Here is a 23,163-nt window from a genome sequence, read left to right on the forward strand (position 1 = left end):
TACGCCGGGGGTTTTTCGTTTTAGGGCAGAGCGATACTGTGCGGCCAGGGCCTGTGAACAGGCCCTAGATACCCAAAATGCCATAGCCCGCGCGGGTCAGCACCATCAATAGCACCTGCGCGATCACCAGCAGCAGCAGAGGGGCGAAATCGATGCCACCCGTGCGCGGCAGGATTTGCCGGATGGGGTCGAGCAGAGGGCGTGTCAGCGTGTGCAATATGGGCATCAGGGGCGAGAGAGGATTGACCCACGACAGCACGGCCTGGGCCAGGGTCATCCAGACGATCAGGTTCAGTGCCCATTTCAGGGCCATCAGCAGCGCCGCGGCCAACAGGGAAGGCAGCAGCGCGGGCGGGATCAGGGCGCCCACGCTCAGCAGCCAGGCCAGCACCAGGTAGACCAGCGCGGCCAGCCATAGAGCCACCAGGCTGGTCCAGTCGACCGCGCCCGTGGCGGGAATGAGTTTGCGCAACGGCAGAACCAGCCAATTGCTGGCCTGCTGGACGCCTCGCGTCACGGGATTGAGCGGGTGCAGGCGCACCGCGTGCATCCAGATACGCAGGATGAGTGCCGCGCCGAAAAGGGTGAAAATGATGTCGAGCAGGAAGCGCGCGATTTCGCCGAACATGATATGAGCTGTGACCTTAGCCTTGCATTAAGTTGACGGGTTCATTGTCGCACACCGCCTCCCTTCGGCGTTCGCTTCGGGCGGGCAAAAGAAAAGCCGCCTGGCTGGGCCAGGCGGCTTGACTGCTCAACGCAGCGTCGTCTGCTTAGGGACGGCCGCCGGTCGGGAAAGGCCAGGAAGCGGCAGGATTGAGCGCCGTCTTGGCACCCGGGGCAGCAGCCGTCGAGGGCGGCATGGCGGGCTTCTTGGGCGCAGCTTTCTTGGCCGCAGCAGGCTTTTTGGCAGCAGGCTTTTTGGCGGCAGGTTTCTTGGCAGCTTTCTTGGCGGCCTTCTTGGCAACCTTCTTGACGGCCTTCTTCGCTACTTTCTTGACGGCCTTCTTGGCGACTTTCTTGGCAGCGACTTTCTTGACCGCGGGTTTCTTAGCGGCGACTTTCTTGGCGGCGACTTTCTTGACGACGGCCTTCTTCGCTACTTTCTTGACCGCGACCTTCTTGACGGCAGCCTTCTTCACCACGGCCTTCTTGACGGCGGCTTTCTTGACGACCTTCTTGACGGCCTTGGTGGCCGCGGGCTTCTTTACCGCTTTCTTGGCGGCTTTCTTGGCAGTTGCCATGGTCATGCTCCTTAGGTTCAGGGGTCCCAGAACATAAACCCGTGTCACGTTCCGCCGGATGGCGAACCGCACTCGGGCTATTCATCGGCGCATGCCACGACCCCGTACAAGCGGACGTGTTGCAACGGCTTGCGCTAATGAATTCAGCACGGCCATTTGATATGGCCCCCGCGCTTTTCGCGCGAGCCATTTCAAATGGCGCCGGCAGACGATCACGCTGTCTACCGTAAGTCTTGCGTGGCGAATGCTACACCGAGAGCCAAGGAGTGGGAAGAGGAAACACCGCTGGGTTGTCAAGACCCGCGGTGTGTTTCGACTTATTCCCAGTTCAGCGTGCCACCGGTTTGGTATTCGATCACGCGGGTTTCGAAAAAATTGCGTTCCTTCTTCAGGTCGATCATTTCCGCCATCCACGGGAAGGGGTTTTCTTCCTGCGGGAACAGCGGTTCGATGCCGATCTGCTGACAACGCCGGTTGGCGATGAAGCGCAGATACGATTTGAACATGGGCGCGTTCAGGCCCAGTACGCCGCGCGGCATCGTGTCCTCGGCGTAGGCGTATTCGAGATCGACCGCCTTTTTGAACAGGCCGCGGATATCCTCGCGGAATTCGGGCGTCCAGAGGTGCGGGTTCTCGAGCTTGATGGTGTTGATCAGATCGATGCCGAAATTGCAGTGCATGGATTCATCGCGCAGGATGTACATGTACTGCTCGGCGGCGCCGGTCATCTTGTTCTGCCGGCCCAGCGCCAGGATCTGCGTGAAGCCCACGTAAAAGAACAGGCCTTCCATCAGGCAGGCGAACACGATCAGCGACTTGAGCAGCGTCTGGTCGGCTTCGGGCGTGCCCGTCTTGAAGCTGGGATCGGAGATGGCGTCGATGAAGGGGATGAGGAACTGGTCCTTTGCCCGGATGGACGGCACTTCGTTGTAGGCGTTGAAGATCTCGGATTCGTCCAGATCCAGGCTTTCCACGATGTACTGGTAGGCGTGGGTGTGGATCGCTTCTTCGAATGCCTGACGCAGCAGGAACTGGCGGCACTCGGGCGCCGTGATGTGGCGGTAGGTACCCAGCGTGATGTTGTTGGCGGCGAGCGAGTCGGCCGTGACGAAGAAGCCCAGATTGCGCTTGACGAGGCGGCGCTCGTCGTCGGTCAGCCCGTTGGGATTCTTCCACAGCGCGATGTCGCGCGACATATTGATTTCCTGCGGCATCCAGTGGTTGGCGCAGGTGGCGAGGTATTTTTCCCAGGCCCACTTGTATTTGAACGGCACCAGCTGATTGACGTCGGTATGGCCGTTGATGATGCGCTTGTCGGACACTTTCACGCGGCCCGACGCATCGCCCTGCAAGGCCGTGACGGCAGCAGGCGTTGCGATGGCCGCGTCGGCGAACGCGTCCGAAGCAGGGCGCAGGCCCGTGTCGGCGGCGGTGCCACCCGCGGCAGGTGCCGCTTGTCGGGTGGCGTTGTCTTCCCAGTTGAGCATGTCGAATTCTCCGAAACGTTATTGGCAGGCTTCGCACTCTTCGAAGCCGGGGTCACCCGGCCTCATGGTGCAGACTGCGCCGACGATTTCGGGTTCGGGCAGGTTGGAAGCCAGGGCCGAAGCCGTGGCGGTGGGGGCGGGTGTGAGGCTGACGGCATTCAGTTCGCCGCCGCGGCCAGTGGATTTCTCGGCGCTGGTGGCGCCCAGCGTGCGCAGGTAGTAGGTAGTCTTCAGGCCACGCTGCCATGCGAGCTTGTAGGTGTCGTCCAGCTTTTTGCCCGACGCGCCGGCCATGTAGATGTTCAGCGATTGGGCCTGGTCGATCCACTTCTGGCGGCGCGATGCGCACTCGACCAACCAACTCGGTTCGACTTCAAACGCGGTGGCGTAGAGTTGGCGCAGTTCGGCGGGAACGCGATCAATGCGGGACAGGCTGCCGTCGAAGTACTTGAGATCGGCGACCATGACTTCGTCCCACAGGCCGAGTTTCTTCAAGTCACGAACGAGGTGATCGTTGACAACCGTGAACTCGCCAGAAAGATTCGATTTGACGTACAAGTTTTGGTAAGTGGGTTCGATGCACGCAGACACGCCAATGATATTGGAAATCGTCGCGGTTGGCGCGATTGCGATGCAGTTGGAGTTGCGCATGCCATGCGATTTGATGCGCGCGCGCAACGCATCCCAATCGAGCGTGCTCGATGTATCGACATCGACGAAACCGCCGCGTTCATCGCGCAGCATCGCAAGGGTGTCTTGCGGCAGGATGCCGCGCGACCACAAGGAGCCTTCGTAAGATTGATAGCGGCCGCGCTCTTGGGCCAGCACGCTCGAGGCCCAGTACGCCTGGTAGCACACAGCTTCCATCGATCGGTCGGCGAATTGCACCGCGGCTTGCGAGGCGTACGGCACGCGCATCATGTGCAGGCAGTCCTGGAAGCCCATGATGCCCATGCCCACCGGGCGGTGCTTGGCGTTGGAGTTGCGCGCCTTGTCGACGGCGTAATAGTTGATGTCGATCACGTTGTCGAGCATGCGCATGGCGATGCCGACGGTGTGCCTGAGCTTGTCGTGGTCGAGTTCGTAGCTGCCGTCGGCAGCACGCTTCATGTGGGCGGGAAGGTTCACCGAGCCCAGGTTGCAAACCGCGATTTCCGATTCGTTCGTGTTGAGCGTGATCTCGGTGCAAAGGTTGGAGCTGTGCACCACGCCCACGTGCTGCTGCGGCGAGCGGATGTTGCAAGGATCCTTGAAGGTGATCCAGGGGTGGCCGGTTTCAAACAGCATGGACAGCATCTTGCGCCACAGCGAGAGGGCCGGCATTTTCTTGAAGAGCGTGATTTCGCCGCTGGCAACGCGGGCTTCGTAGCCCAGGTAGGCCGTCTCGAATTCGCGGCCGACCTTGTCGTGCAGGTCGGGGCAGGTCGAGGGCGAGAGCAGCGTCCATTCGCCGTTTTCCATGACGCGCTTCATGAACAGGTCGGGAATCCAGTTCGCCGTGTTCATGTCGTGCGTGCGGCGGCGTTCGTCGCCGGTGTTCTTGCGCAGTTCGAGGAATTCCTCGATGTCCAGGTGCCAGGTTTCGAGGTAGGTGCAGACCGCGCCCTTGCGCTTGCCACCCTGGTTCACCGCCACGGCGGTGTCGTTGACGACCTTCAGGAAAGGCACGACGCCCTGGCTTTCGCCGTTGGTGCCCTTGATGTGGCTGCGCAGCGCGCGCACGGGCGTCCAGTCGTTGCCCAGGCCGCCGGCATACTTGGCCAGCAGCGCGTTTTCCTTGATGGCGTCGTAGATGCCTTCCAGGTCGTCGGAGACGGTGGTGAGGTAGCACGAGGACAGCTGCGAATGCAGGGTTCCGGCGTTGAACAGCGTGGGCGTCGAACTCATGAAATCGAACGAGGACAGTATCTCGTAGAACTCGATGGCACGCGCTTCGCGGTCGGCCTCGCGCAGCGCCAGGCCCATGGCCACGCGCATGAAGAACACTTGCGGCAATTCGATGCGGGTGCCGCGGATGTGCAGGAAGTAGCGGTCGTACAGGGTCTGCAGGCCGAGGTAGTCGAATTGCAGGTCGCGGCTCGCGTCCAGCGCTGCGGCCACGCGAGGCAGGTCGAACTTGGCCAGCTCGGGCGAAAGCAGGCCGCCTTCGATGCCGCGGGCAATGAAGGTGGGGAAATACTCGGCGTAGCGGGTGGCCATGCCGGACTGTGAGACTTCTTTGCCCAGCACTTCTTTGCGCACCGTGTGCAGCAGCAGGCGGGCGGTGACCTTGGTGTAGGCCGGGTCCTTCTCGACCAGAGCGCGCGCGGCCAGGATGGCCGACTTGTAGACCTCGTCAACTGGCACGCCGTCATATAGGTTCTTGACGGTTTCCTTGAGGATGGCCTCGGTGTCGATGTACTGCGTCAAGCCTTCGCCCGCAGCTTCGATGGTGGTGCGCAGGGCGGTCATGTCGAGCGGGCGGCGCGCGCCGTTCTCGGTGACATGCAGCTCCGTTTCACTGGAAGACGCCGCGATCTCGGCTCCCGGAGCGTGGGCGGCCGCTGCGCGTTCCTGGGCGCGCTTCTCGCGGTAGAGCACGTAGGCGCGGGCCACGTCGTGTTCGCCGGAGCGCATCAGGGCCAGCTCGACCTGGTCCTGCACATCTTCGATATGGAAGGTGCCGCCGCCGGGGCGGTTGCGCACCAGCGCGCTGACTGCCTGGGCGGTGAGTTGTTCGACCAACTCGCGCACGCGGGCCGAGGCCGCGCCCTGGCCGCCGTTGACGGCCAGGAAGGCTTTGGTCATGGCGATGGCGATCTTGCTGGGCTCGAAGCCGACCACCGAGCCGTTGCGGCGGATGATCTGGTATCCGGCCCATTGGCCGCCGGAGGCGTCGGCTGGGGCTGTCGCGGGCGGCACGGCGGAGGGCCGGGTCACAGAGGCGATCGAAGTCTGCATGGAAGCTCCTGTGCAAAAAACAAGGCGGCAAGACCGGGCCGGTCTTGCCTGAAATGTGGATGTCGGAGGGGGGGAGTGCCGCGGGCGGAACAGCTTGTGGTGCGGCGGTGTTTCTACTATATCTAGTGTATCACCCCATCCATCTCTACTAATTCTAGTAGGACGGGCGTGACAGGACAAGCACGGTTTTCCCATTAAATGGTTAGTGTTTGTCAGGGAATCTGCCTGGGCTTGTCGGCACAAGCCCAGGCTCCGAAGTGCTTACTTCGCCGGCGCGTCAGGCGGTCATCTGCAGGGGGGCGTCTGCGCAGGCTTGCGCATAGCCCTGAAGGGCGCGCTCCAGCGCGGTGCGATAGGCGGCCGCACTGGCCATCTTGATGTGACCATAGCCGCGGATGGTCTCGGCCAGGGCTGCGATCCGCACAGCCTGATCCAGCTTCGCGGGACTCAGCTGCGCCAGCAGCGTCTCGACCAGCCGGCGGTATTCGGCGATCAGTGCGCGTTCCATACGGCGTTCGGCGGTATGGCCGAATGGGTCCAGCCAGGTGCCGCGCAAGCCCTTGAGGCGGCGCAGCGCATGCATGCCGTACTCGGCCCACGGACCCAGCGCGACCTTGCGCGGGACGCCGGTGCGTGGATCCTTGCGCGCCAGCAGCGGCGGCGCCATGTGAAAGCGCAGCCGCACCTCGCCCTCGAACTGGTCCTGCACCATGGCGCGGAAAGTGCCGTCGCTGTATAGGCGTGCGACTTCGTACTCGTCCTTGTAGGCCATCAGCTTGAAGAGGCTGCGGGCCACGGCCAGGGCCAGGCGCGGCGAGCGCGCGGTCGGAGCGATCGCGCGCTCGCGGGCCGCCACGCGCTCGACCAGTTCGCGGTACTGCTGCGCGTAGGCGGCGTTCTGGTAGGCGGTCAGGTCGCGTTCGCGCCGCGCCACCGCCTGGTCGAAGGACTCGGGCATCTGCAACTGCACAACCTGGGTGCGCGGCGCGAGCGCGGCCTGGATGGCTTGCGGCTCGTGCGCGGCCAGCCGGCCGGCATCGAAGGCGGCGCGATTGGTGTCCACCGCCACGCCGTTCAATTCGATGGCGCGGGCCAGGGCCGGCAGCGAGAGCGGAATGTCGCCGCGCTGCCAGGCATAGCCCAGCAGGAAGATGTTCGACAGGATGCTGTCGCCGAATAACGTCAGCGCGGCGGCATGGGCGTCTAGCGCCGCGACCTGAGCGGGGCCGGCCGCATGGCCGATCTTGGCCTGCAGCGCCTGGGCATGCAGTGGCGCATCCGGGCTGCGGGTGAAGTCCGAGGACGCCGCGACATGGGTATTGAGCGTGACGCGCGTGTGGCCCGCACGCAGAGCCCCCAGCGCGTCGGGTGCGATGGCCGCGACCGCGTCGCAGAGAATGGCCGCGTCCGCCTGCTGCCAATCCAATCGCGCCGGACCGGCCGGCGCGTCCGCGGGCGCGATGCGGATGTGGCTGAGTACCGTGCCGCCTTTCTGCGCCAGACCGGTCAGGTCGAGCGTGCAGGCCGACAGGCCCTGCAGATGCGCGGCCATGGAAACCAGGGCGCCGATGGTGACGACGCCGGTGCCGCCGATGCCAGCCACGATTAGCCGGTAGGGCTGGACGGGCGCGGCGATCGCGGGCTCGGGCAGGCTGGGGATGCGCGCGCGCCATGTCGCGCGGTCGGCGCTGCTTGCCTGGCGGCGCGGCTTGCCGCCCAGTACCGAGACGAAGCTGGGGCAAAAACCTTCGGCGCAGGAATAGTCTTTGTTGCAACTGGACTGGTCGATGGCGCGCTTGCGGCCGTAAGGCGTCTCGAGCGGTGCGATCGAAAGGCAGTTGGACTGCACGCCGCAGTCGCCGCAGCCTTCGCACACGGCGCTGTTGATCAGCAGGCGGCGCGGCGGGTCGGGGAACTGCTTTTTCTTGCGGCGGCGGCGCTTCTCGGCGGCGCAGGTCTGATCGTGGATCAGCACCGTCACACCGGCTATGGCGCGCAGTTCGCGCTGCAGCGCGTCCAGTTCGCGGCGGTGATGCACGGCCACGCCGCCCAGGTCCACGCCGCGGTATTTCTCGGGTTCGTCGGTCGTGACCACGATGCGCGCCACGTTCTCGCCGCGCAGTTGCTGGCAGATCTGCGGCACCGAGATCGGGCCGTCCACCGGCTGCCCGCCGGTCATGGCCGTGGCGTCGTTAAAGAGGATTTTATAGGTGATGTTGGCGCGCGCAGCAATGGCCTGGCGGATGGCCAGATAGCCCGAATGGTAGTAGGTGCCCTCGCCCATGTTCTGGAACACGTGGGGCATATCGACGTAAGGCGCCAATCCGACCCAGTCCGCGCCTTCGCCGCCCATCTGCGTCAGGCCGCTGGTGTCTCGGTCCATCCAAGTGGCCATGTAATGGCAGCCCACGCCGCCCAGCGCATGGCTGCCTTCAGGCACCTTGGTCGAGGTGCTGTGCGGGCAGCCCGAGCAGAAGTAGGGCCGGCGGCGCATGCCGTCGGCCTCGTTCGACAGGGGGGGCGGGCATTGCAGGCCCGCCTCGACGGTCGCCGCGATGCCGGCCGAGCGCTGCAGCCAACCGGCCAGCGGCGCGGCCAGCAGCGATGGCCGCAGCTGGCCGGCCGGGGGAATCATCGCCTTGCCGTCCAGGTCGAGGCGACCACATACCGAAGGGTGTTGCGGCAGATTAAAGAGCAAGTCCTTGACCTGGCTCTCGACCACCGTGCCCTTTTCTTCGATTACCAGAATGTGGGAGAGGCCGTCGGCGAATTCGAGCAGGCGCCCGGCATCCATAGGCCAGGTCAGGCCGGGCTTGTAGAGGCGCACGGCATCCTGCGTTACGTTCAGGCGCTGCAGCGCTTCCAGTGTGTCCAGATACGCTTTGCCCGCGGCGACGATGCCGACCCGGGCGCGCGGCGCGGGCCAGGCCAGCCGGTCTATGCCATGGCGCCGCGCGAAGGCCTTGACCGCGTCCAGGCGCCGCAGCATGCGCTCTTCGATGGCCAGGCTGAGAAAGCCGCGCGTGTCATATTCGGTCGACTCGCGCGGCAGCAGCGGATCGTCGGGCATGGTGTAGTGCGGCGTGGGCGCCAGTTCGAAGGACTGACCGCTTTCCACCGTTTCCGAAATTGCCTTGAAGGCCACCCAGGTGCCTGCGTGGCGCGACAGTGCCCAGCCCCATAGCGCGAAGGTTTCGTACTCGGATACCGAGGCCGGGTTGACGATGGGCACCATCCAGCCCATCAGCGAGGCTTCGCTGGCGTGCGGAATGGACGAGGACACGGCGGCGTGGTCATCGCCTACTACCATCAGCACGCCGCCGTGGCGCGAAGCGCCTGCCGCATTGCCGTGGTGCAAGGCATCGCCGGCGCGGTCCAGTCCCGGTCCCTTGCCGTACCACATGGCATAGACGCCATCGACCTTGCGGTCGGCACGCATGCCGGCCTGCTGGGTGCCCATGACGGCGGTCGCGGCCAGGTCTTCGTTGATGCCGGGCAGGAAGCGCACGCTGTTGGCCTGCAGCAGAGCCTGCGCCTTCCAAAGGGTCAGGTCCACCCCGGCCAGCGGCGAGCCGCGGTAGCCCGAGACGAAACCCGCCGTGTTCAGGCCGCGCTCGCGGTCCAGCCGGCCCTGGGTGAGCAGTGTGCGCACCAAAGCCTGGGTGCCGGTGAGAAACACGCGGCCCTGGGTGCGGGTGAGGTTGTCGTCGAGCCGGTAGTCCAGAGCGATAGGCGCGGCGGGTGCGGCCGGCGAGGCGGGTGTGCCGTCCATGATGGGCTTGTTCTCCATGATATTGAGGTCATGATAGGCAAACCTGGCTATGCATTTATTGCGTACTTGGCACGGATATTCCCTAAAATGCGAAATAAACGTTTCGTCATCATGGTTTTTTTGCAATGAAAATGGATAAGACCGATATTGGCATCTTGCGCGCCCTGCAGCAGGACGGCCGGGCGTCGGCCCAGCAGTTGTCCGACCAGGTCGGACTGTCGACCGCCCCGGTATGGCGTCGGGTCAAGGCGCTGGAGGCCGAGGGCGTCATTCAGGGCTATTACGCCCAGGTCGACCGCGGCAAGGTGGGGCTGCAAAGCTGCATGTTCGTGCAGATCAGCCTGGAGCGGCACATTGCCAGCACCGTCGAGAACTTTGAGCGCTCGGTGCGCGATGCGCCCGAGATACTCGAATGCTATGCCGTCACGGGCGACTCGGATTTCCTGCTCAAGATCCTGGTGGAAAGCCCGCAAGCCTACGACCAGTTCCTGCACCGCTTTCTCTTCAATTTGCCGGGCATACGCCAGACCCGCACCATCGTGGCGCTGCGCGAGATCAAGCACGAGGTCAGGCTGCCTTTGTAGCGCCGCGCCGGCTGTAGTGTTGTGCAATGGCATCAGACGGCGGCCTGGCCGGGCGTCGCGCGCGTCGGTTGATTGCCTTGCCGGGCCGCGGTCTTTAGAGTGGCGACTGTGTGTCGAGCTGCCGTGCCGCGAGGCGCGGGTTTGAGATTGACGGGCCGAAAACCCACGGAATCATGCTTCGTTCGTATTCAATGTCGATGGCCGGCGCGGCGTGCGCCGCGCTCGCGGTTCTGGCCGGCTGCGCCAGGAACAATCCCCCCCCGGCTCCCGAGGTCCCGCCCAAGCCGCCCGGCGTGGTGTGCGTCCCGGCCCAGCCGGGCGATCCGATGGTAGGCACCTGGTATTCGACCTCCCGTCCCAAGGGCGTGGCGGGCAACTACCGGTCCTTGAAGATTCTCTCCGCAGACGGCCATATGAGCTACGCATCCCAGCTCAGGTTTGGCCGCCAAGTGCGTCCGGCTCTGGATGAGAAGGGCTGCTGGCAGGTGGCCGACGGCATGCTCACCATGCAAACCACGTCCTCTCACGGAGAGGACGTCGATACCACCGATCCGATCTATGCCAACCGCTATCGCGTCGAAAGGCTGAACCGCGGCCGGCTTATCTTGCGCAGTCTGAGCGACGGGCGCAGGCTGGTCGAGCGGCGCATGCCGCCCGGATACCATCTGCCGGACTGACGCGGCTTGGCGCGGGGGCGTACAACCCACCGGCATGTGCGCCAAGGCAGCGGGTCAGATGGCCTCCAGGCGCGCGAGGACGGCCTGCTTGCCCAGCAGCGCAAGCACGGCATCGACCGCCGGCGTCTGGGCGCGGCCGGTGACGGCCACGCGCAGGGGGATGGCCAGCTGCGGCATCTTCAGGCCGCGCTCGGCCAGTACGGTCTTGATGAGGGCGGCGATGCCTTCCTTGGTCCATTCGGTGTTCTGGGCCTGGGCGGCAAAGGCGGCCAGCACTTCGCGCGCGGCGGGCGTCAGATGCTGTTCGGCCAGCTCTGCGGACGCGCTTTGATAGGGGGCGCAGAACAGCATGGCGCCGTCGGCCAATTGCTCCAGCGTTTCGGCGCGATCCTTCAACAGGGCCAAGGCGGCGGGCAGATCCACGGCCTGCGGGTTGCCGCCGCGGGCGGCGATGCGCGGGGCGACGCGCTCGGCCAGTTCGGTCTCGGGCATCTGCCGGATGTAGTGCGCGTTGACCCAGTTCAGTTTCTTCGGGTCCCACTGCGAGGCGGACTTGGACAGGTGGTCGGCGTCGAACCACTGCACCAGCTGCTCGCGGGTGAAGAGTTCGTCGTCGCCGTGACTCCAGCCCAGGCGGGCCAGGTAGTTGACCATGGCCTCGGGCAGATAGCCTTGCTTGTCGTATTCCATGACGTTGACCGCGCCGTGGCGCTTGGACAGTTTCTGCCCGTCGGGGCCGAGGATCATGGGCACATGGCCGTATTCGGGCAGCGTGGCCCCCAGCGCGCGCAGGATGTTGATCTGGCGCGGCGTGTTGTTGACGTGGTCGTCGCCGCGCAGCACGTGGGTGATGCGCATGTCCATGTCGTCGACCACCACGCAGAAGTTGTAGGTGGGCGTGCCGTCGGGCCGCGCGATGATGAGATCGTCCAGCTCGGTGTTGTCAAAGCTGATGGGGCCTTTGATGAGATCGTTCCACGCGGTCGCGCCGCCCTGCGGGTTCTTGAAGCGGATCACCGGCTTGCGGCCCTCGGGTATGGGCGGGAGCACTTTGCCGGGCTCGGGGCGCCAGGTGCCGTCGTAGCGCGGCTTGTCGCCCCGCGCCCGGGCGGCTTCGCGCATGGCCTCGACTTCCTCGGGCGAGCAGTAGCAGTGATAGGCCGTGCCGGCCTGCAGCATGCCAGCCAGCACCGCGCGATAGCGGTCCATGCGCTGCATCTGGTAGAAGGGACCTTCGTCGGGCTGCATGCCCAGCCAGGCCATGCTGTCGATGATGGCGTCCACGGCCTGCTGGCTGGAGCGCTCCACGTCGGTGTCTTCGATGCGCAGCACGAACACGCCTCGATGGTGACGGGCGTAGGCCCAGGAGAACAGCGCGGTGCGCGCGCCGCCCAGGTGCAGGAAACCGGTGGGCGAGGGCGCGAAGCGGGTGCGGACGACGGAAGGCGTTTGGCGGGTCATGGCGAGGCGGCGGCAGATGCGCGGCAAGAAACTGATGTGCGGCCATGGATAGCCAGGCCGCAATCTTGTTGTTACGTTACGATGAACGGGTCCACGCTATTTTAAATGAGTACCGTCCGCACTTTCGCGTCACCATGCTGCGACACGCTCTAGCGCCTCTGTTCGAACCGCAATCCCTGGTCATCGCGGCCGACCGTGACCTGCCCGTCCTGGCCGTGCTGCTGGCCGAGCGGCGCACGCGCGTCACGGTCGCGGCATGCGCGTTTGGCCAGGTGCCGGCGTTGCCCGAGTCCTGCCAGGGCCTGGCGGCGGGCGAGCGGCCCGATCTTGCGCTGGTCTGCGTCGCGCCCCGGGTCTTGCCTGAAACCCTGCGGCGCCTGGCCTTGCTGGCCCCGCGCAGCGCCATCGTCCTGCCTCACGAACTGCCCGATGCCCAGCCCGCCGAGACGCGCGCCCTGTGCGCGGCCTGGGCCAGGCAGCATGATTGCGCGCTGCTCGGTCCGCATTCTTTCGGTGTGCAGCGCCCGCACAGCTGGCTCAATCTCAGCCAGTATCCAACGCTGGCGCTGGCCGGGCGCGTGGCGTTGGTGGCGCAGTCGCGCTCAATCGCCGCTGCCGTCATGGATTGGGCCGAGGACGCGCACATCGGCTTTTCCACGGTGGTGTCGCTGGGCGGCGAAGCCGGTGTCGATCTATCGCAGACGCTGGATTTCCTGGCCGGCGATGCGCGCAGCGATAGCATCGTGCTCTACCTGGAAAACCCAGGCCTTGCGCGCGAGTTCATGAGCGCCCTGCGCGCCGCGGCCAGCGTCAAGCCCGTCATCGTACTCAAGGCCGGCCACGGCGACGCCGTGTTCGATACCGCGCTGCGGCGCGCCGGTGCGGTGCGCGTACGCTATTTCATGCAGCTGTTCTCTGCGATGAAGGTGCTGGGCCATGTGCGCCGCCCCAAAGGCGGGCGCGTGGCCCTGCTGTCCAACGGCAACGGCCCGCCGCAATTGGCCATGGACCTGATCGGCGCGGACGGCTCGACCCGCTGCGCCGGACTTGCGCCGGGCACGCGCCGTGCCTTGCAGGGTCTGCTCGAACCCGGCGCAGCCTTGGACAATCCCGTCATCAGTTATGCGCCCCTGACGCCCGAACGCATCCAGGGCATGCTCGACGGCCTGCTGGCCGATGCCGGCGTGGACGGTGTATTGGCCCTGCTGGCGCCGGACCCGCTGACCGACATGCACGCGGTGGCCGAGCATCTGGCGCAAATTGCGCCCAAGGCGCGCAAGCCCGTGATTACCTGCCTGATGGGCGATGCGGCGATGCGGCCGCTACGGCGCATGCTCGACGACGCCGGCACGCCGGCCTTTCGCACGCCCGAGACGGCAATGGATGCCTTCGGCGTGCTGGCCTCCTACAACTACAACCAGCAACTGCTGCAACAGACCCAGCCCCTGGAGTCGCCCGCGCTGCCGCCCGACATCGCCGGCGCGCGCGCCGTGATCGCGGACGCCAGGGCGGACGGCCGGCTGGAGTTGAGCGCGGCTCAGGCGCAGTGGCTGCTCGATGCCTTCCAGGTGCCGCTGCCGGTTCTGTCCGGCGATGTGGCGCGTGCTGCGGCCGAGTCTCGTCCGGTGTCGGTGCGCGTGACGCGCGACAGCCGGTTCGGACCCGTGGTGCGCTTCGGTGCGAGCGGCCCCGAGGCCGATTTGCCGGACTGGGGTGGCAGCATGGAATTGCCGCCGCTCAACGGCTATCTGGCGCGCCAGATGCTCGAGCGCAGCCGCCTGTGGCGCAGCGTGATCGCCCCCGAAGTGGAAGTCGGCGTCATCGAGGCGCTGCAGCATGCGCTGGTGCAGGTGTCCGAGCTGATCTGCGAGCTGCCCGACATTGAGATGCTGCAGATCGATCCGCTCTATATCGGCGCGACGCATTTGCACGCAGGCGGCTTGCGCATGCGGATTACGCGCGAGGCGGCCGGCTCGCCGCAGCTGAGCGGCTATCTGCACATGGCCATCCATCCGTATCCCACGCGCCTGGTTCAGGTGCGGCGCATGGACGACGGCATGCCCTGGGTCATCCGGCCCATACGCCCGGAGGATGGCGAATCGCTGCAGGCCTTTATCCGGGGGCTGTCGGAGCGCTCGCGCTATATGCGCTTTGTGTCCATGATGCGCGAACTGACGCCGCGCATGCTGACGCGCTACACGCAGATCGACTACCACCGCGAACTGGCGCTGGTGGCGTGCACGCTGGTGCCCAATCCGGAGCATCGCGGCCACCCGCGCGAGGTCATCATCGGGTTCGTGCACTACCTGCGCAATCCCGACGGCCGCGGTGCGGAGTATGCGCTGGTGATCGGCGACGATTGGCAAAAGCGGCATCTGGGCGGTCAATTGATGCAGGCCTTGATCGCCGAGGCCCGGGATCAGGGGCTGGAATACATCGAAGGCCTGATCCTGTCGGCGAACCGGCCCATGTTGACGCTCATGACGCGTCTGGGCTTTGTCAACGACGCCGACCCGGAAGACCCGACGATGCGCCGGGTTTGGCTGGACTTGAAGCGGGCCGCCGCGCCGGACGCTATCAGCCGATGACCGCTTGCAGGAAGCCGCGGATATCGTCGATTTCCTGCGGGCAGACCGCGTGCGGCATGGGGTAGGTATGCCAGCGCACGTCGTATCCCAGCGCCTGCAGCGTGTCGCGCGAGGCTTCGGCGCGGGGTAGGACCACGACCGGATCGAAGATGCCATGGGCCAGGAAGATCGGCGTGCTGGCGTTGGCCGGATGGCGTTCTGCCTGGGCCAGATCGATGAGCGGCAGGTAGCCCGACAGGCCCATCATGCCGGCCAGTTTTTCCGGCAGACGCAGGCCCGTGTGCAGGGTCATGGCGCAGCCCTGCGAGAAGCCGGCGAGCACGATGTTCGAGGTGGGGATGCCGCGCGTGTTTTCGCGGGAAATCAGGGCACGTATGGCCTGCTCGCTGGCGCGGATGCCCTGGGCATCTTCGCGGCGCACCAGGTCCATGACCAGGATGTCGTACCAGGATCGCATGGCCATGCCGCCATTGATGGTCACGGGCTGCACGGGGGCGTTGGGGAAGACGAAGCGGGTGGCCTTTTTCAAACCTTGGGCGACTTCAGGGGCGATGGGGGCGAAGTCGTTGGCGTCGGCACCCAGGCCGTGCAGCCAGATGACGGCGTGTGTGGAGTTCGGCGCGGTTTCGATTTCCAGACAGTCTAGAAGGGAGGCGGTCATGTGGGCTGTTTCGCGTTTCGGATTTTCAAGGGTTCTTTAGTCGACACCGGCACCCGGTGATGCACATTTTTGGCTTGCATCGAACCTTTTTCATGAGCGGCGTCACGCCAGGTCTTTCAGCGCCTGAAAGAGCGCGCGGTATTGCTTGCGTTGCGGATCCTGGCCCTGCTGCAGGGCGGCGTTGGCCTGGGCTTCCTTTCGCGCGGCGCGGATGAGGGCGCGCAGGTGCTGGATGTCGGCGCCGGGGTGGTCCTGCAGCAGTTCGGTCAGCGCATCGTCGTCCACGAGCAGGCGGTCCCGCAGGGTTTCCAGGCGGTGCATGGCGGCGGTGGCCTCGCGCGAGCCGTTCTTCCATACGTCCAGCTGGGCGCGGATTTCTTCGGCGGGGGCGTGGCGCATCAGCTTGCCGACGAAATGCACCTGGCGACGGCGGCCGCCGTGGCTGGTGATGCGCTGCGCTTGGCGTATGGCCTCGTACAGTCGCTCGGCCAGCGGCAGCTGCTTGAGACGTTCGGGCGAGAGTTCCACCAGCTCCTTGCCCAGGTCGAGCAGGGCGTGCATGTCCCGCTTGACTTGAGACTTGCTGGGCGGCCGGTCGTCGTAGTCTTCGTCTTCAATTCCGGCGGGAAGGTCGGACTCGTGGGGGCGCTCGGCGTGCATGGCAAGTCGGAAAGATGAAAGGGCTATGATAACCGCCTCAGCAAAGTGGACAGCAATGGTCAATTCCTCTTCTTCCCTGCCGGTGGCCGCCAATCAGGCGCGCTTTAGTGAACTCGTCGAGAAGGTGCTGGCTTACGCGCGCAAGGCGGGCGCCAGCGACGCCGTGGCCGAGGTTTCCGAAAGCCTGGGGCTGTCGGTCTCGGTGCGCAACAACGATATCGAGACCGTCGAGCAGACGCGGGACCGCTCGCTCGATCTCACCGTCTACGCGGGGCAGAGCCGCGGCTCGGCTTCTACCTCCGATTTTTCCGACGAAGCCTTGCGCCAGACGGTCGAGGCGGCCTGGCACATCGCCCGCCATACCGCGGCCGACCCGGCCGCCGGCTTGCCGGATGCCCAGATGCTGGCTACCGATCACCGCGACCTGGCTCTGCACTATGCCTGGCCCATCGGCACCGAAGAGGCCGCCGAGCTGGCGCTGCGCGCCGAGCGCGCTTCGCGCGCGATCGATTCGCGTATCACCAATACCGACGGCGCTTCGGTGGGCGCCTTCGAAGGCCAGTTCGTCATGGGCAATACGCGCGGCTTCCTGGGCGGCTATCCGTATTCGCGTCACAGTCTATCGGTTGCGCCCATCGCCGGGCGCGGCAACGGCATGCAGCGCGACTACTGGTACACGTCCGAGCGCGACGCGGCGCTGCTGGCCTCGCCCGAGGCCATCGGACGCTACGCCGCCGAGCGCACCTTGTCGCGCCTGTCGGCCCGCCGCATCGCCACCGGCAAGGTGCCGGTGCTGTTCGAAGCCCCACTGGCCCTGGGCCTGCTGGGCGCGTTCACCCAAGCCGCCAGCGGCGGCGCGCTTTATCGCAAGGCCAGCTTCCTGGTCGACGCGCTGGGCAAGCCGGTGTTTGCCAGCCACATCGACGTGGCCGAGGATCCGCACGTGCCGGGTGGCCTGGGCAGCTCGCCCTTCGACGACGAAGGCGTGCGCACGCAGGCCCGCCAGGTAGTCGCTGGCGGCACGCTGGAAGGCTATTTCCTTTCCACCTACACGGCGCGCAAGCTGGGCATGGTCACCACCGGCAACGCGGGCGGCTCGCATAATCTGTCGCTTACCTCCAGGCTCACCCGCAAGGGCGACGATTTCGAGGCCATGCTGCGCAAGCTGGGCACGGGGCTGCTGGTTACCGAGCTGATCGGCCAGGGCGTGAACTACGTCACGGGCGACTATTCGCGCGGCGCCTTCGGCTATTGGGTCGAGAATGGCCGCATCCAGCATGCCGTGCAGGAAATCACCATCGCCGGCAATCTGGCCGATATGTTCCGCGGCATCGTCGCGGTGGGTGCGGACACGATCACCCGCGGCACCAAGACCACCGGCTCCATCCTGATCGAGCAAATGTCGATCGCGGGGACCTGACCTCTGTCCGTCATTCGGCCCTCGGGCCGTCCAGCAACGCGCTTCGGGAGATCAAAAGCATGCAACGTCGATCCTTCTTGAAGGGGGCTGGCCTGGGTGCCGCGGCGGGCGGTGCCGCCCTTGCCGTCCCGGCGCTGGCCGCCGATGCGCCGTCCTTCAAATGGCGTCTGGCTTCGGCCTTCACCGACAGGCAGAACGTGCTGTTCGAGGCCGCCGGCGTGTTTGCCGACTACGTCTCCGATGCCACGGACGGCCGCTTCGTCATCAGGCCCGCGTCGGCCAGCGAGAAGGCGCCGGCCTCGGGCGTGCTCGAGGCCGTGCAGAAGGGCCAAGCTGAAATGGGCCATGCCGTGTCCTCCTTGTACCAGGGCATCAGTCCGGCGTTCTGTTTCGATGCGGCCGTCCCCTTCGGCCTGACGACCCGGCAGATGAACGCCTGGATGTTCGAGGGCGACGGGCTTGCGCTCACGCGCGACTTGTTCAAAGACCATGGCATCGTCAATTTCCCCCTGGGCAATACCGGCGCGCACATGGGCGGCTGGTACAGGAACGAGATCAAGTCCATCGAGGCGTTCAAGGGCCTGAAGATCCAGGCAACGGGCCTGCTTGGAACCTTGCTGGCGGCCATGGGCGCATCGCCGCAGTCCCTGGCGGCGGCCGATGTGCCGGCCGCGCTCGACGCCGGCAAGCTGGATGCCGTGCCGGGCGCCGGCACGCCGTACGACGACGACAAGCAGGGCGCACCCAAGTCAGCCGGTTTCTACTACTACCCCGGCTGGTGGGCGGGCGGCACGCAGGCCTCGCTGTATATCGGCGCCAAGGCCTGGGACAGTCTGCCCAGGCCCTATCAGGCGGTGGTCAAGGCGGCCAGTTGCGCGGTGCACCTGGACGTGACCGCGCGCTACGATGCCCGCAATGCGGTGGCCCTGCGCCGCCTGGTGGCGGGTGGCGCCCAGTTGCGCGCCTTCCCGCGCTCGGTGCTGGATGCCGCCTGGGACGCGTCATCGACCTGGTATGCCGATATGTCGGGCAAGGATTCGAAGTTCAAGGTGCTTTACGACAGTTGCATGGCCACGCGGGGCGACATGGTGTCCTGGTTCAAGGTGGCCGAGGGAGCCTACGAGCAGTACCTGGCCTCGACACTGGTGTTCAAACAAAGCTGAGGCTTGCAGCCCGATCGAGTCGGTCTCGGGTCCTTTCGGACGGCTGGCTTGCGCAAAAATTGCCCAGATGCTATAGTTTTGGGCTCTTTCCCATTTTTAAGCACGGGCGGGTAACAACGCTTAGGCTGCGGATCGAGAGAGAACCCGGCGAGCAGGCCGTTCTGCCTGTCGGAACAATGAAAATTAGGAACCATCATGAAGACCTTTGTGGCCAAGCCGCATGAAGTCCAACGTGACTGGTTTGTGATCGACGCCAAGGGCAAAGTCCTCGGTCGTGTGGCCAGCGAAGTCGCACGCCGCCTGCGTGGCAAGCACAAACCCGAATTCACGCCGCACGTTGACACCGGTGATTACATCATCATCGTCAACGCTGCCGATATCGTCGTTACCGGCAACAAGTCGGAAGACAAGAAGTACTTCCGTCACACCACGTATCCGGGCGGTATCCGCGAAACCAATTTCCGGAAGATGCAAGAGCGTTTTCCTGGCCGCGCCATCCAGAAGGCCGTCAAGGGCATGCTGCCCAAGGGTCCCCTGGGCTACGCGATGATCAAGAAGCTGAAGGTGTACGCTGGTGCCGAGCATCCGCATACCGCGCAGCAGCCCAAGCCGCTGGAAATCTAAGGACACGCCATGATCGGTAACTGGAACTACGGAACCGGCCGTCGCAAGACCTCGGTGGCTCGCGTTTTCATCAAGAAGGGCACGGGCAACATCATTGTCAACGGCAAGCCCGTCGACGAATTCTTCGCCCGTGAAACCGGCCGTATGATCGTGCGCCAGCCGCTCGAACTGACCGGCCACGTCGAATCGTTCGACATCAAGGTCAATGTGCGCGGCGGCGGTGAAACCGGCCAGGCCGGCGCCATTCGCCACGGGATCACCCGCGCCCTGATCGACTACGACGCGGCGCTCAAGCCCTCGCTGTCGCAAGCCGGCTTCGTCACCCGCGATGCCCGCGAAGTCGAGCGCAAGAAGGTCGGTCTGCGCAAGGCCCGCCGTCGCAAGCAGTTCAGCAAGCGCTAATCGCCTGCGTACTCCAAAAAAGCCGCCCTGCTCGCGCAGGGGCGGCTTTTTTTTCGGGTCTGCCGCGAACGCCGGCCTCAAACAAGGCTGGGGGCGTGTGTGCGCAACCCAAATCGGTCACGCCGCCGTTCGAAGGCTTGGGGCGATAAAATAGCGTTTTGCGCGGTACTGGTACGGGGCCTTTTAGTGTCGGCAGGCCCTGGATCGCTGGCTGAACCCCTTTTTTTCATAGAACACACCATGGCATCGAAGATCAAAGTCGGCATCGTCGGCGGCACCGGCTACACCGGGGTGGAGCTGCTGCGCCTGCTGTCGCAGCACGCGCAGGTCGAACTCACCGCCATCACCTCCCGCAAGGAAGACGGCATGCCGGTCGCCGACATGTATCCCAATCTGCGCGGCCGCGTCGGGCTGGCCTTTTCCACGCCCGAGAAGGCCAGGCTGGCCGATTGCGATGTCGTCTTCTTCGCTACCCCGCATGGCGTGGCCATGGCCCAGGCCAAGGAACTGCTGGCTGCCGCCACCCGGATCATCGACCTGGCCGCCGACTTTCGCCTGCAGGACACGGCAGTCTTCGAGCGCTGGTACAAGATGCCGCACAGCTGCCCGGACATCCTGGCCGAAGCCGCCTACGGTCTGGTCGAACTCAACCGCGATGCCGTCGCCCGGGCCCGCGTCATCGGTAACCCCGGCTGCTATCCCACCACGGTCATCCTGGGCCTGGCCCCGCTTATCGAAGGCGGCAAGAAGCTGGTCGACACCCGGACCCTGATCGCCGACTGCAAGTCCGGCGTCTCCGGCGCCGGCCGCAAGGCCGAAGTGGGCTCGCTCTTTTCCGAGGCTTCCGACAACTTTAAGGCCTACGGCGTAGCCGGCCATCGGCATTCGCCCGAAATTCTCGCCCAACTCGAAAAGCTGGCCGGCGGCCCGGTGCCCCTGACCTTCGTGCCGCACCTGGTGCCCATGATCCGGGGCATGTTCTCGACCCTCTACGCCCGCATTCTGCCCGAGGCGCGCGACACCGATTTCCAGAAGCTGTTCGAAGAGCGCTACGCCAACGAGCATTTCATCGATGTCATGCCGGCCGGCAGCCTGCCCGAAACCCGTTCGGTGCGCGCGTCCAACACGCTGCGCATCGCGGTGCAGCGCCCTGAGCAGGGCGGCCGGCCCGGCGACCAGCTCATCATCCTGGTTGTGCAGGACAACCTGGTCAAGGGCGCCGCCGGTCAGGCCGTGCAGAACATGAACCTCATGTTCGGCCTGCCCGAATCGACCGGCCTGGACCAGGTCGCTATTTTGCCGTAAGGGTTATCACCGTCCGGGCCCGGGGGCCTGGGTTATAGTGAAACCATCCCGGGCGATTCGTCCGCCTGTTTTTACCGCACAGTATTGCGCCGAGACGCATGACGCCCGGCCAGGAGCGCATCATGAACGCCGTTACCGAAACCGTCGACTTGCAGGCCCCGCCGCCGGCCCCCCTCATTTTCACCGATTCGGCCGCAGCCAAGGTCAAGGACCTGCTGCTCGAAGAAGGCAACGCCGAATTGAAGCTGCGCGTGTTCGTGCAGGGCGGGGGCTGCTCGGGCTTCCAGTACGGCTTCACCTTCGACGAAACCGTCAACGAAGACGATACCGTCCTGGACAAGGAAGGCGTGCAGTTGCTGGTCGATCCCATGAGCTTTCAGTACCTGGTCGGCGCCGAGATCGACTACAAGGAAGACATCGAAGGCTCCCAGTTCGTCATCCGCAACCCGAATGCCACCACCACCTGCGGCTGCGGCTCGTCGTTCTCGGTCTAAGGCGCCCGAAAGCGCCTACAAGGCAAGCAAGAAAGCCCCGCGCATCCGCGCGGGTTTTTTTTGGGGCGTGGCCCGCAGAAGGGGATGCCCTCAATGGCTTCGCACTATGCAGAAATGCGCATTCGCGTCGTTTCAAAGCGACAAGACGCCCAGGCGCCGCATTCCTATACTTGAAAGCCCCGCGTCACGCGCCAGACGGGTTCGTACCCCGGCAAGGGCGTGAAATTCCAGCACCCGGATGGGGCGCGGGATTAAGATGGACTCATCGTTTTTACCTATGCAGAAAAAACCCCATCGTAGGTAAACTTTCGCCCTGTCTCGGGTGAAACCGGCGACCGGTTTTGGGTAAACCATCGATCTACCATGGGTAAACTTTCGATGGGGCGCACCGCTTTCCCGGTGCGAAGGGAACTCGAGCTTGTAGTGCACTACGCATGTCCAATCAGGAGATAAGAGAATGAACCGATTTACGAAAATTGCCGTGATTTCCGCTTTCTCGCTCACGGCGGGGGCGATTGCGTCCGGCGCGCAAGCGGCTGAAAAACCGGTCAAGATCGGCGTGCAAGCGCCCATCACCGGGGATTATGCGGCCGAAGGACAGGGTATCCAGAACGGCGTCAAGCTGCTGGTCGAGCAGCAGAACGCCAAGGGCGGCCTGCTGGGCCATAAGGTCGAAGTGGTGGCGTGCGACGACGAAGGCAAGCCTTCGACCGCCGCCATCTGCGCCCGCAAGCTGGTCAACGACGGCGTCATCGCCGTGATCGGCACCTACACCAGCGGCGCCGCCCTGGCCGCCGCACCCATCTACTCGGCCGCCAACGTGATCCAGACCTCGGACGGTACCAGCGACGAGCTGACCCAGAAGGGTTGGAAGACCTTCTTTCGCAATGCGCCGCCCAACAGCGCCGAAGCCGTGTTCACCGCCCAGTACCTGGTCAAGGCCAAGCAATACAAGCGTATCGTCGTCCTGACCGACCACTCCAGCTACGCGACCGGCCTGGCCGACAGCGTGGTCGCCTCGATCAAGGCCGACGGCGGCAATGTGGTGGCCAAGGACTTCATCACCGCTGGCACCCAGGACTACAGCGCCGTGCTGACCAAGATCAAGTCTGAAAACCCCGACGCGATCTACTTCTCGGGCTACTACACCGACGGCGGCCTGATCCGCGCGCAGATGGAACAACTGGGCATCAAGGCGGCTTTCGTGGGTGGCGACGCCAACCAGAACGAAGCCTTCGCCAAGATCGCCGGCCCCGCGGCCCAAGGCGCGATCATCGTCAACATCCCCTCGCCGGACAACCTTCCCTATCCTGAAGCCAAGCAGTTTCTGGCCGACTACGTGAAGGCCTACGGCTCCCAGCCCCCGAGCATCTACACCTTCACCAATGCAGACGGCCTGCGCGCCGTGTTTCAGGCAGCCCAGGCCACCAAGTCCATCAAACCGGCCAAGCTGATTGCCTACCTGCACAATATGAAGGGCTACAACGGCCTGACCGGCCCCTTCACGTGGGATGCCAAAGGTGAGCGCGTAGGCAGTCCCTTCACGGCTTTCGAAGTGCAAGCCGACGGTTCCTACAAGACCGTGTACCCGACCCACTAAGGCCGGAAACCCGATAAAGCGTCGCAGCCGCGTCCGGCATTGTCCGGACGCGGACCCGGCTTGGCCGGACGCGATGCTGTT

At 65.0% G+C, this 23,163-nt stretch carries 18 protein-coding genes; 10 read left to right on the top strand and 8 right to left on the bottom strand.

Annotation, left to right across the window (positions count from 1 at the left end):
• Positions 1-64: 64 nt before the first annotated feature.
• The 5 genes from H143_RS0110025 to H143_RS0110045 all read right to left on the bottom strand — a co-directional run bounded on the left by H143_RS0110025 (position 65) and on the right by H143_RS0110045 (position 9,443).
• Positions 65-628 carry a YggT family protein gene (locus tag H143_RS0110025; protein WP_019938111.1) on the bottom strand — a complete coding sequence of 188 codons (564 nt, stop codon included), beginning with the start codon at positions 626-628 and terminating at the stop codon, positions 65-67.
• Positions 629-773: 145 nt separating this feature from the next.
• On the bottom strand, positions 774-1,244 hold the full coding sequence (locus H143_RS0110030; protein ID WP_019938112.1) for a histone H1-like repetitive region-containing protein: 471 nt from the start codon (positions 1,242-1,244) through the stop codon (positions 774-776).
• Positions 1,245-1,561: 317 nt separating this feature from the next.
• On the bottom strand, positions 1,562-2,731 hold the full coding sequence (locus H143_RS0110035) for a ribonucleotide-diphosphate reductase subunit beta (protein WP_019938113.1): 1,170 nt from the start codon (positions 2,729-2,731) through the stop codon (positions 1,562-1,564).
• A gap of 18 nt (positions 2,732-2,749) precedes the next feature.
• Positions 2,750-5,671: a ribonucleoside-diphosphate reductase subunit alpha gene (locus tag H143_RS0110040; RefSeq protein ID WP_019938114.1), complete on the bottom strand. Its 2,922-nt coding sequence runs from the start codon at positions 5,669-5,671 to the stop codon at positions 2,750-2,752.
• Between the two features lie 277 nt (positions 5,672-5,948).
• Entirely contained in the window at positions 5,949-9,443 is a 3,495-nt protein-coding gene (locus tag H143_RS0110045; protein ID WP_026349903.1) for an indolepyruvate ferredoxin oxidoreductase family protein, read from the bottom strand.
• Between the two features lie 131 nt (positions 9,444-9,574).
• Here H143_RS0110045 and H143_RS0110050 point away from each other — a divergent pair, with 131 nt between their 5' ends.
• Together H143_RS0110050 and H143_RS0110055 are read left to right on the top strand one after the other, a co-directional pair.
• Positions 9,575-10,027, top strand: a complete 453-nt coding sequence (locus H143_RS0110050) for an Lrp/AsnC family transcriptional regulator (RefSeq protein ID WP_026349904.1) — start codon at positions 9,575-9,577, stop codon at positions 10,025-10,027.
• A gap of 173 nt (positions 10,028-10,200) precedes the next feature.
• Entirely contained in the window at positions 10,201-10,704 is a 504-nt protein-coding gene (locus H143_RS0110055; protein ID WP_026349905.1) for a hypothetical protein, read from the top strand.
• A 54-nt stretch (positions 10,705-10,758) separates the two neighbouring features.
• Here the strand turns inward: H143_RS0110055 and gltX are convergent, their stop codons facing one another.
• Positions 10,759-12,165, bottom strand: coding sequence for a glutamate--tRNA ligase (gltX, locus tag H143_RS0110060; RefSeq protein WP_026349906.1), 1,407 nt, complete (start codon positions 12,163-12,165; stop codon positions 10,759-10,761).
• Positions 12,166-12,299: 134 nt separating this feature from the next.
• Between gltX and H143_RS0110065 the strand changes: the two genes are divergently transcribed.
• Complete coding sequence (locus tag H143_RS0110065) at positions 12,300-14,753, top strand: GNAT family N-acetyltransferase (protein ID WP_019938119.1); 2,454 nt, start codon at positions 12,300-12,302, stop codon at positions 14,751-14,753.
• Here H143_RS0110065 and H143_RS0110070 read toward each other — a convergent pair.
• Both H143_RS0110070 and yjgA read right to left on the bottom strand, forming a co-directional pair.
• The gene (locus H143_RS0110070) at positions 14,743-15,414 is read right to left on the bottom strand and encodes an alpha/beta hydrolase (RefSeq protein WP_019938120.1); all 672 of its coding nucleotides are present in this window, start codon (positions 15,412-15,414) and stop codon (positions 14,743-14,745) included. The two genes, H143_RS0110065 and H143_RS0110070, sit on opposite strands and share 11 nt — an antisense overlap.
• A gap of 102 nt (positions 15,415-15,516) precedes the next feature.
• Complete coding sequence (yjgA, locus tag H143_RS0110075; RefSeq protein ID WP_019938121.1) at positions 15,517-16,074, bottom strand: ribosome biogenesis factor YjgA; 558 nt, start codon at positions 16,072-16,074, stop codon at positions 15,517-15,519.
• 55 nt (positions 16,075-16,129) lie between these two features.
• On the opposite strand from yjgA, the gene pmbA reads away from it, so the two are divergent.
• From pmbA to H143_RS0110110, 7 genes are all read left to right on the top strand, one after another.
• The gene (gene pmbA / locus H143_RS0110080; protein WP_019938122.1) at positions 16,130-17,494 is read left to right on the top strand and encodes a metalloprotease PmbA; all 1,365 of its coding nucleotides are present in this window, start codon (positions 16,130-16,132) and stop codon (positions 17,492-17,494) included.
• A gap of 59 nt (positions 17,495-17,553) precedes the next feature.
• Positions 17,554-18,657, top strand: a complete 1,104-nt coding sequence (locus H143_RS0110085) for a TRAP transporter substrate-binding protein (RefSeq protein WP_019938123.1) — start codon at positions 17,554-17,556, stop codon at positions 18,655-18,657.
• A 195-nt stretch (positions 18,658-18,852) separates the two neighbouring features.
• Positions 18,853-19,281, top strand: coding sequence for a 50S ribosomal protein L13 (gene rplM, locus H143_RS0110090; RefSeq protein WP_019938124.1), 429 nt, complete (start codon positions 18,853-18,855; stop codon positions 19,279-19,281).
• A gap of 9 nt (positions 19,282-19,290) precedes the next feature.
• The gene (gene rpsI / locus H143_RS0110095; RefSeq protein WP_019938125.1) at positions 19,291-19,683 is read left to right on the top strand and encodes a 30S ribosomal protein S9; all 393 of its coding nucleotides are present in this window, start codon (positions 19,291-19,293) and stop codon (positions 19,681-19,683) included.
• A 240-nt stretch (positions 19,684-19,923) separates the two neighbouring features.
• The gene (gene argC, locus H143_RS0110100; protein ID WP_019938126.1) at positions 19,924-20,988 is read left to right on the top strand and encodes an N-acetyl-gamma-glutamyl-phosphate reductase; all 1,065 of its coding nucleotides are present in this window, start codon (positions 19,924-19,926) and stop codon (positions 20,986-20,988) included.
• A 122-nt stretch (positions 20,989-21,110) separates the two neighbouring features.
• Positions 21,111-21,482 carry an iron-sulfur cluster insertion protein ErpA gene (erpA, locus tag H143_RS0110105; RefSeq protein ID WP_026349908.1) on the top strand — a complete coding sequence of 124 codons (372 nt, stop codon included), beginning with the start codon at positions 21,111-21,113 and terminating at the stop codon, positions 21,480-21,482.
• 457 nt (positions 21,483-21,939) lie between these two features.
• Positions 21,940-23,082 (top strand): branched-chain amino acid ABC transporter substrate-binding protein, encoded by a 1,143-nt coding sequence (locus H143_RS0110110; protein ID WP_019938128.1) that lies wholly within the window; start codon positions 21,940-21,942, stop codon positions 23,080-23,082.
• The last annotated feature ends 81 nt before the right edge of the window (positions 23,083-23,163 follow it).

The sequence above is a fragment of the Bordetella sp. FB-8 genome (assembly GCF_000382185.1).
Taxonomy (GTDB): Bacteria; Pseudomonadota; Gammaproteobacteria; order Burkholderiales; family Burkholderiaceae_B; genus Bordetella.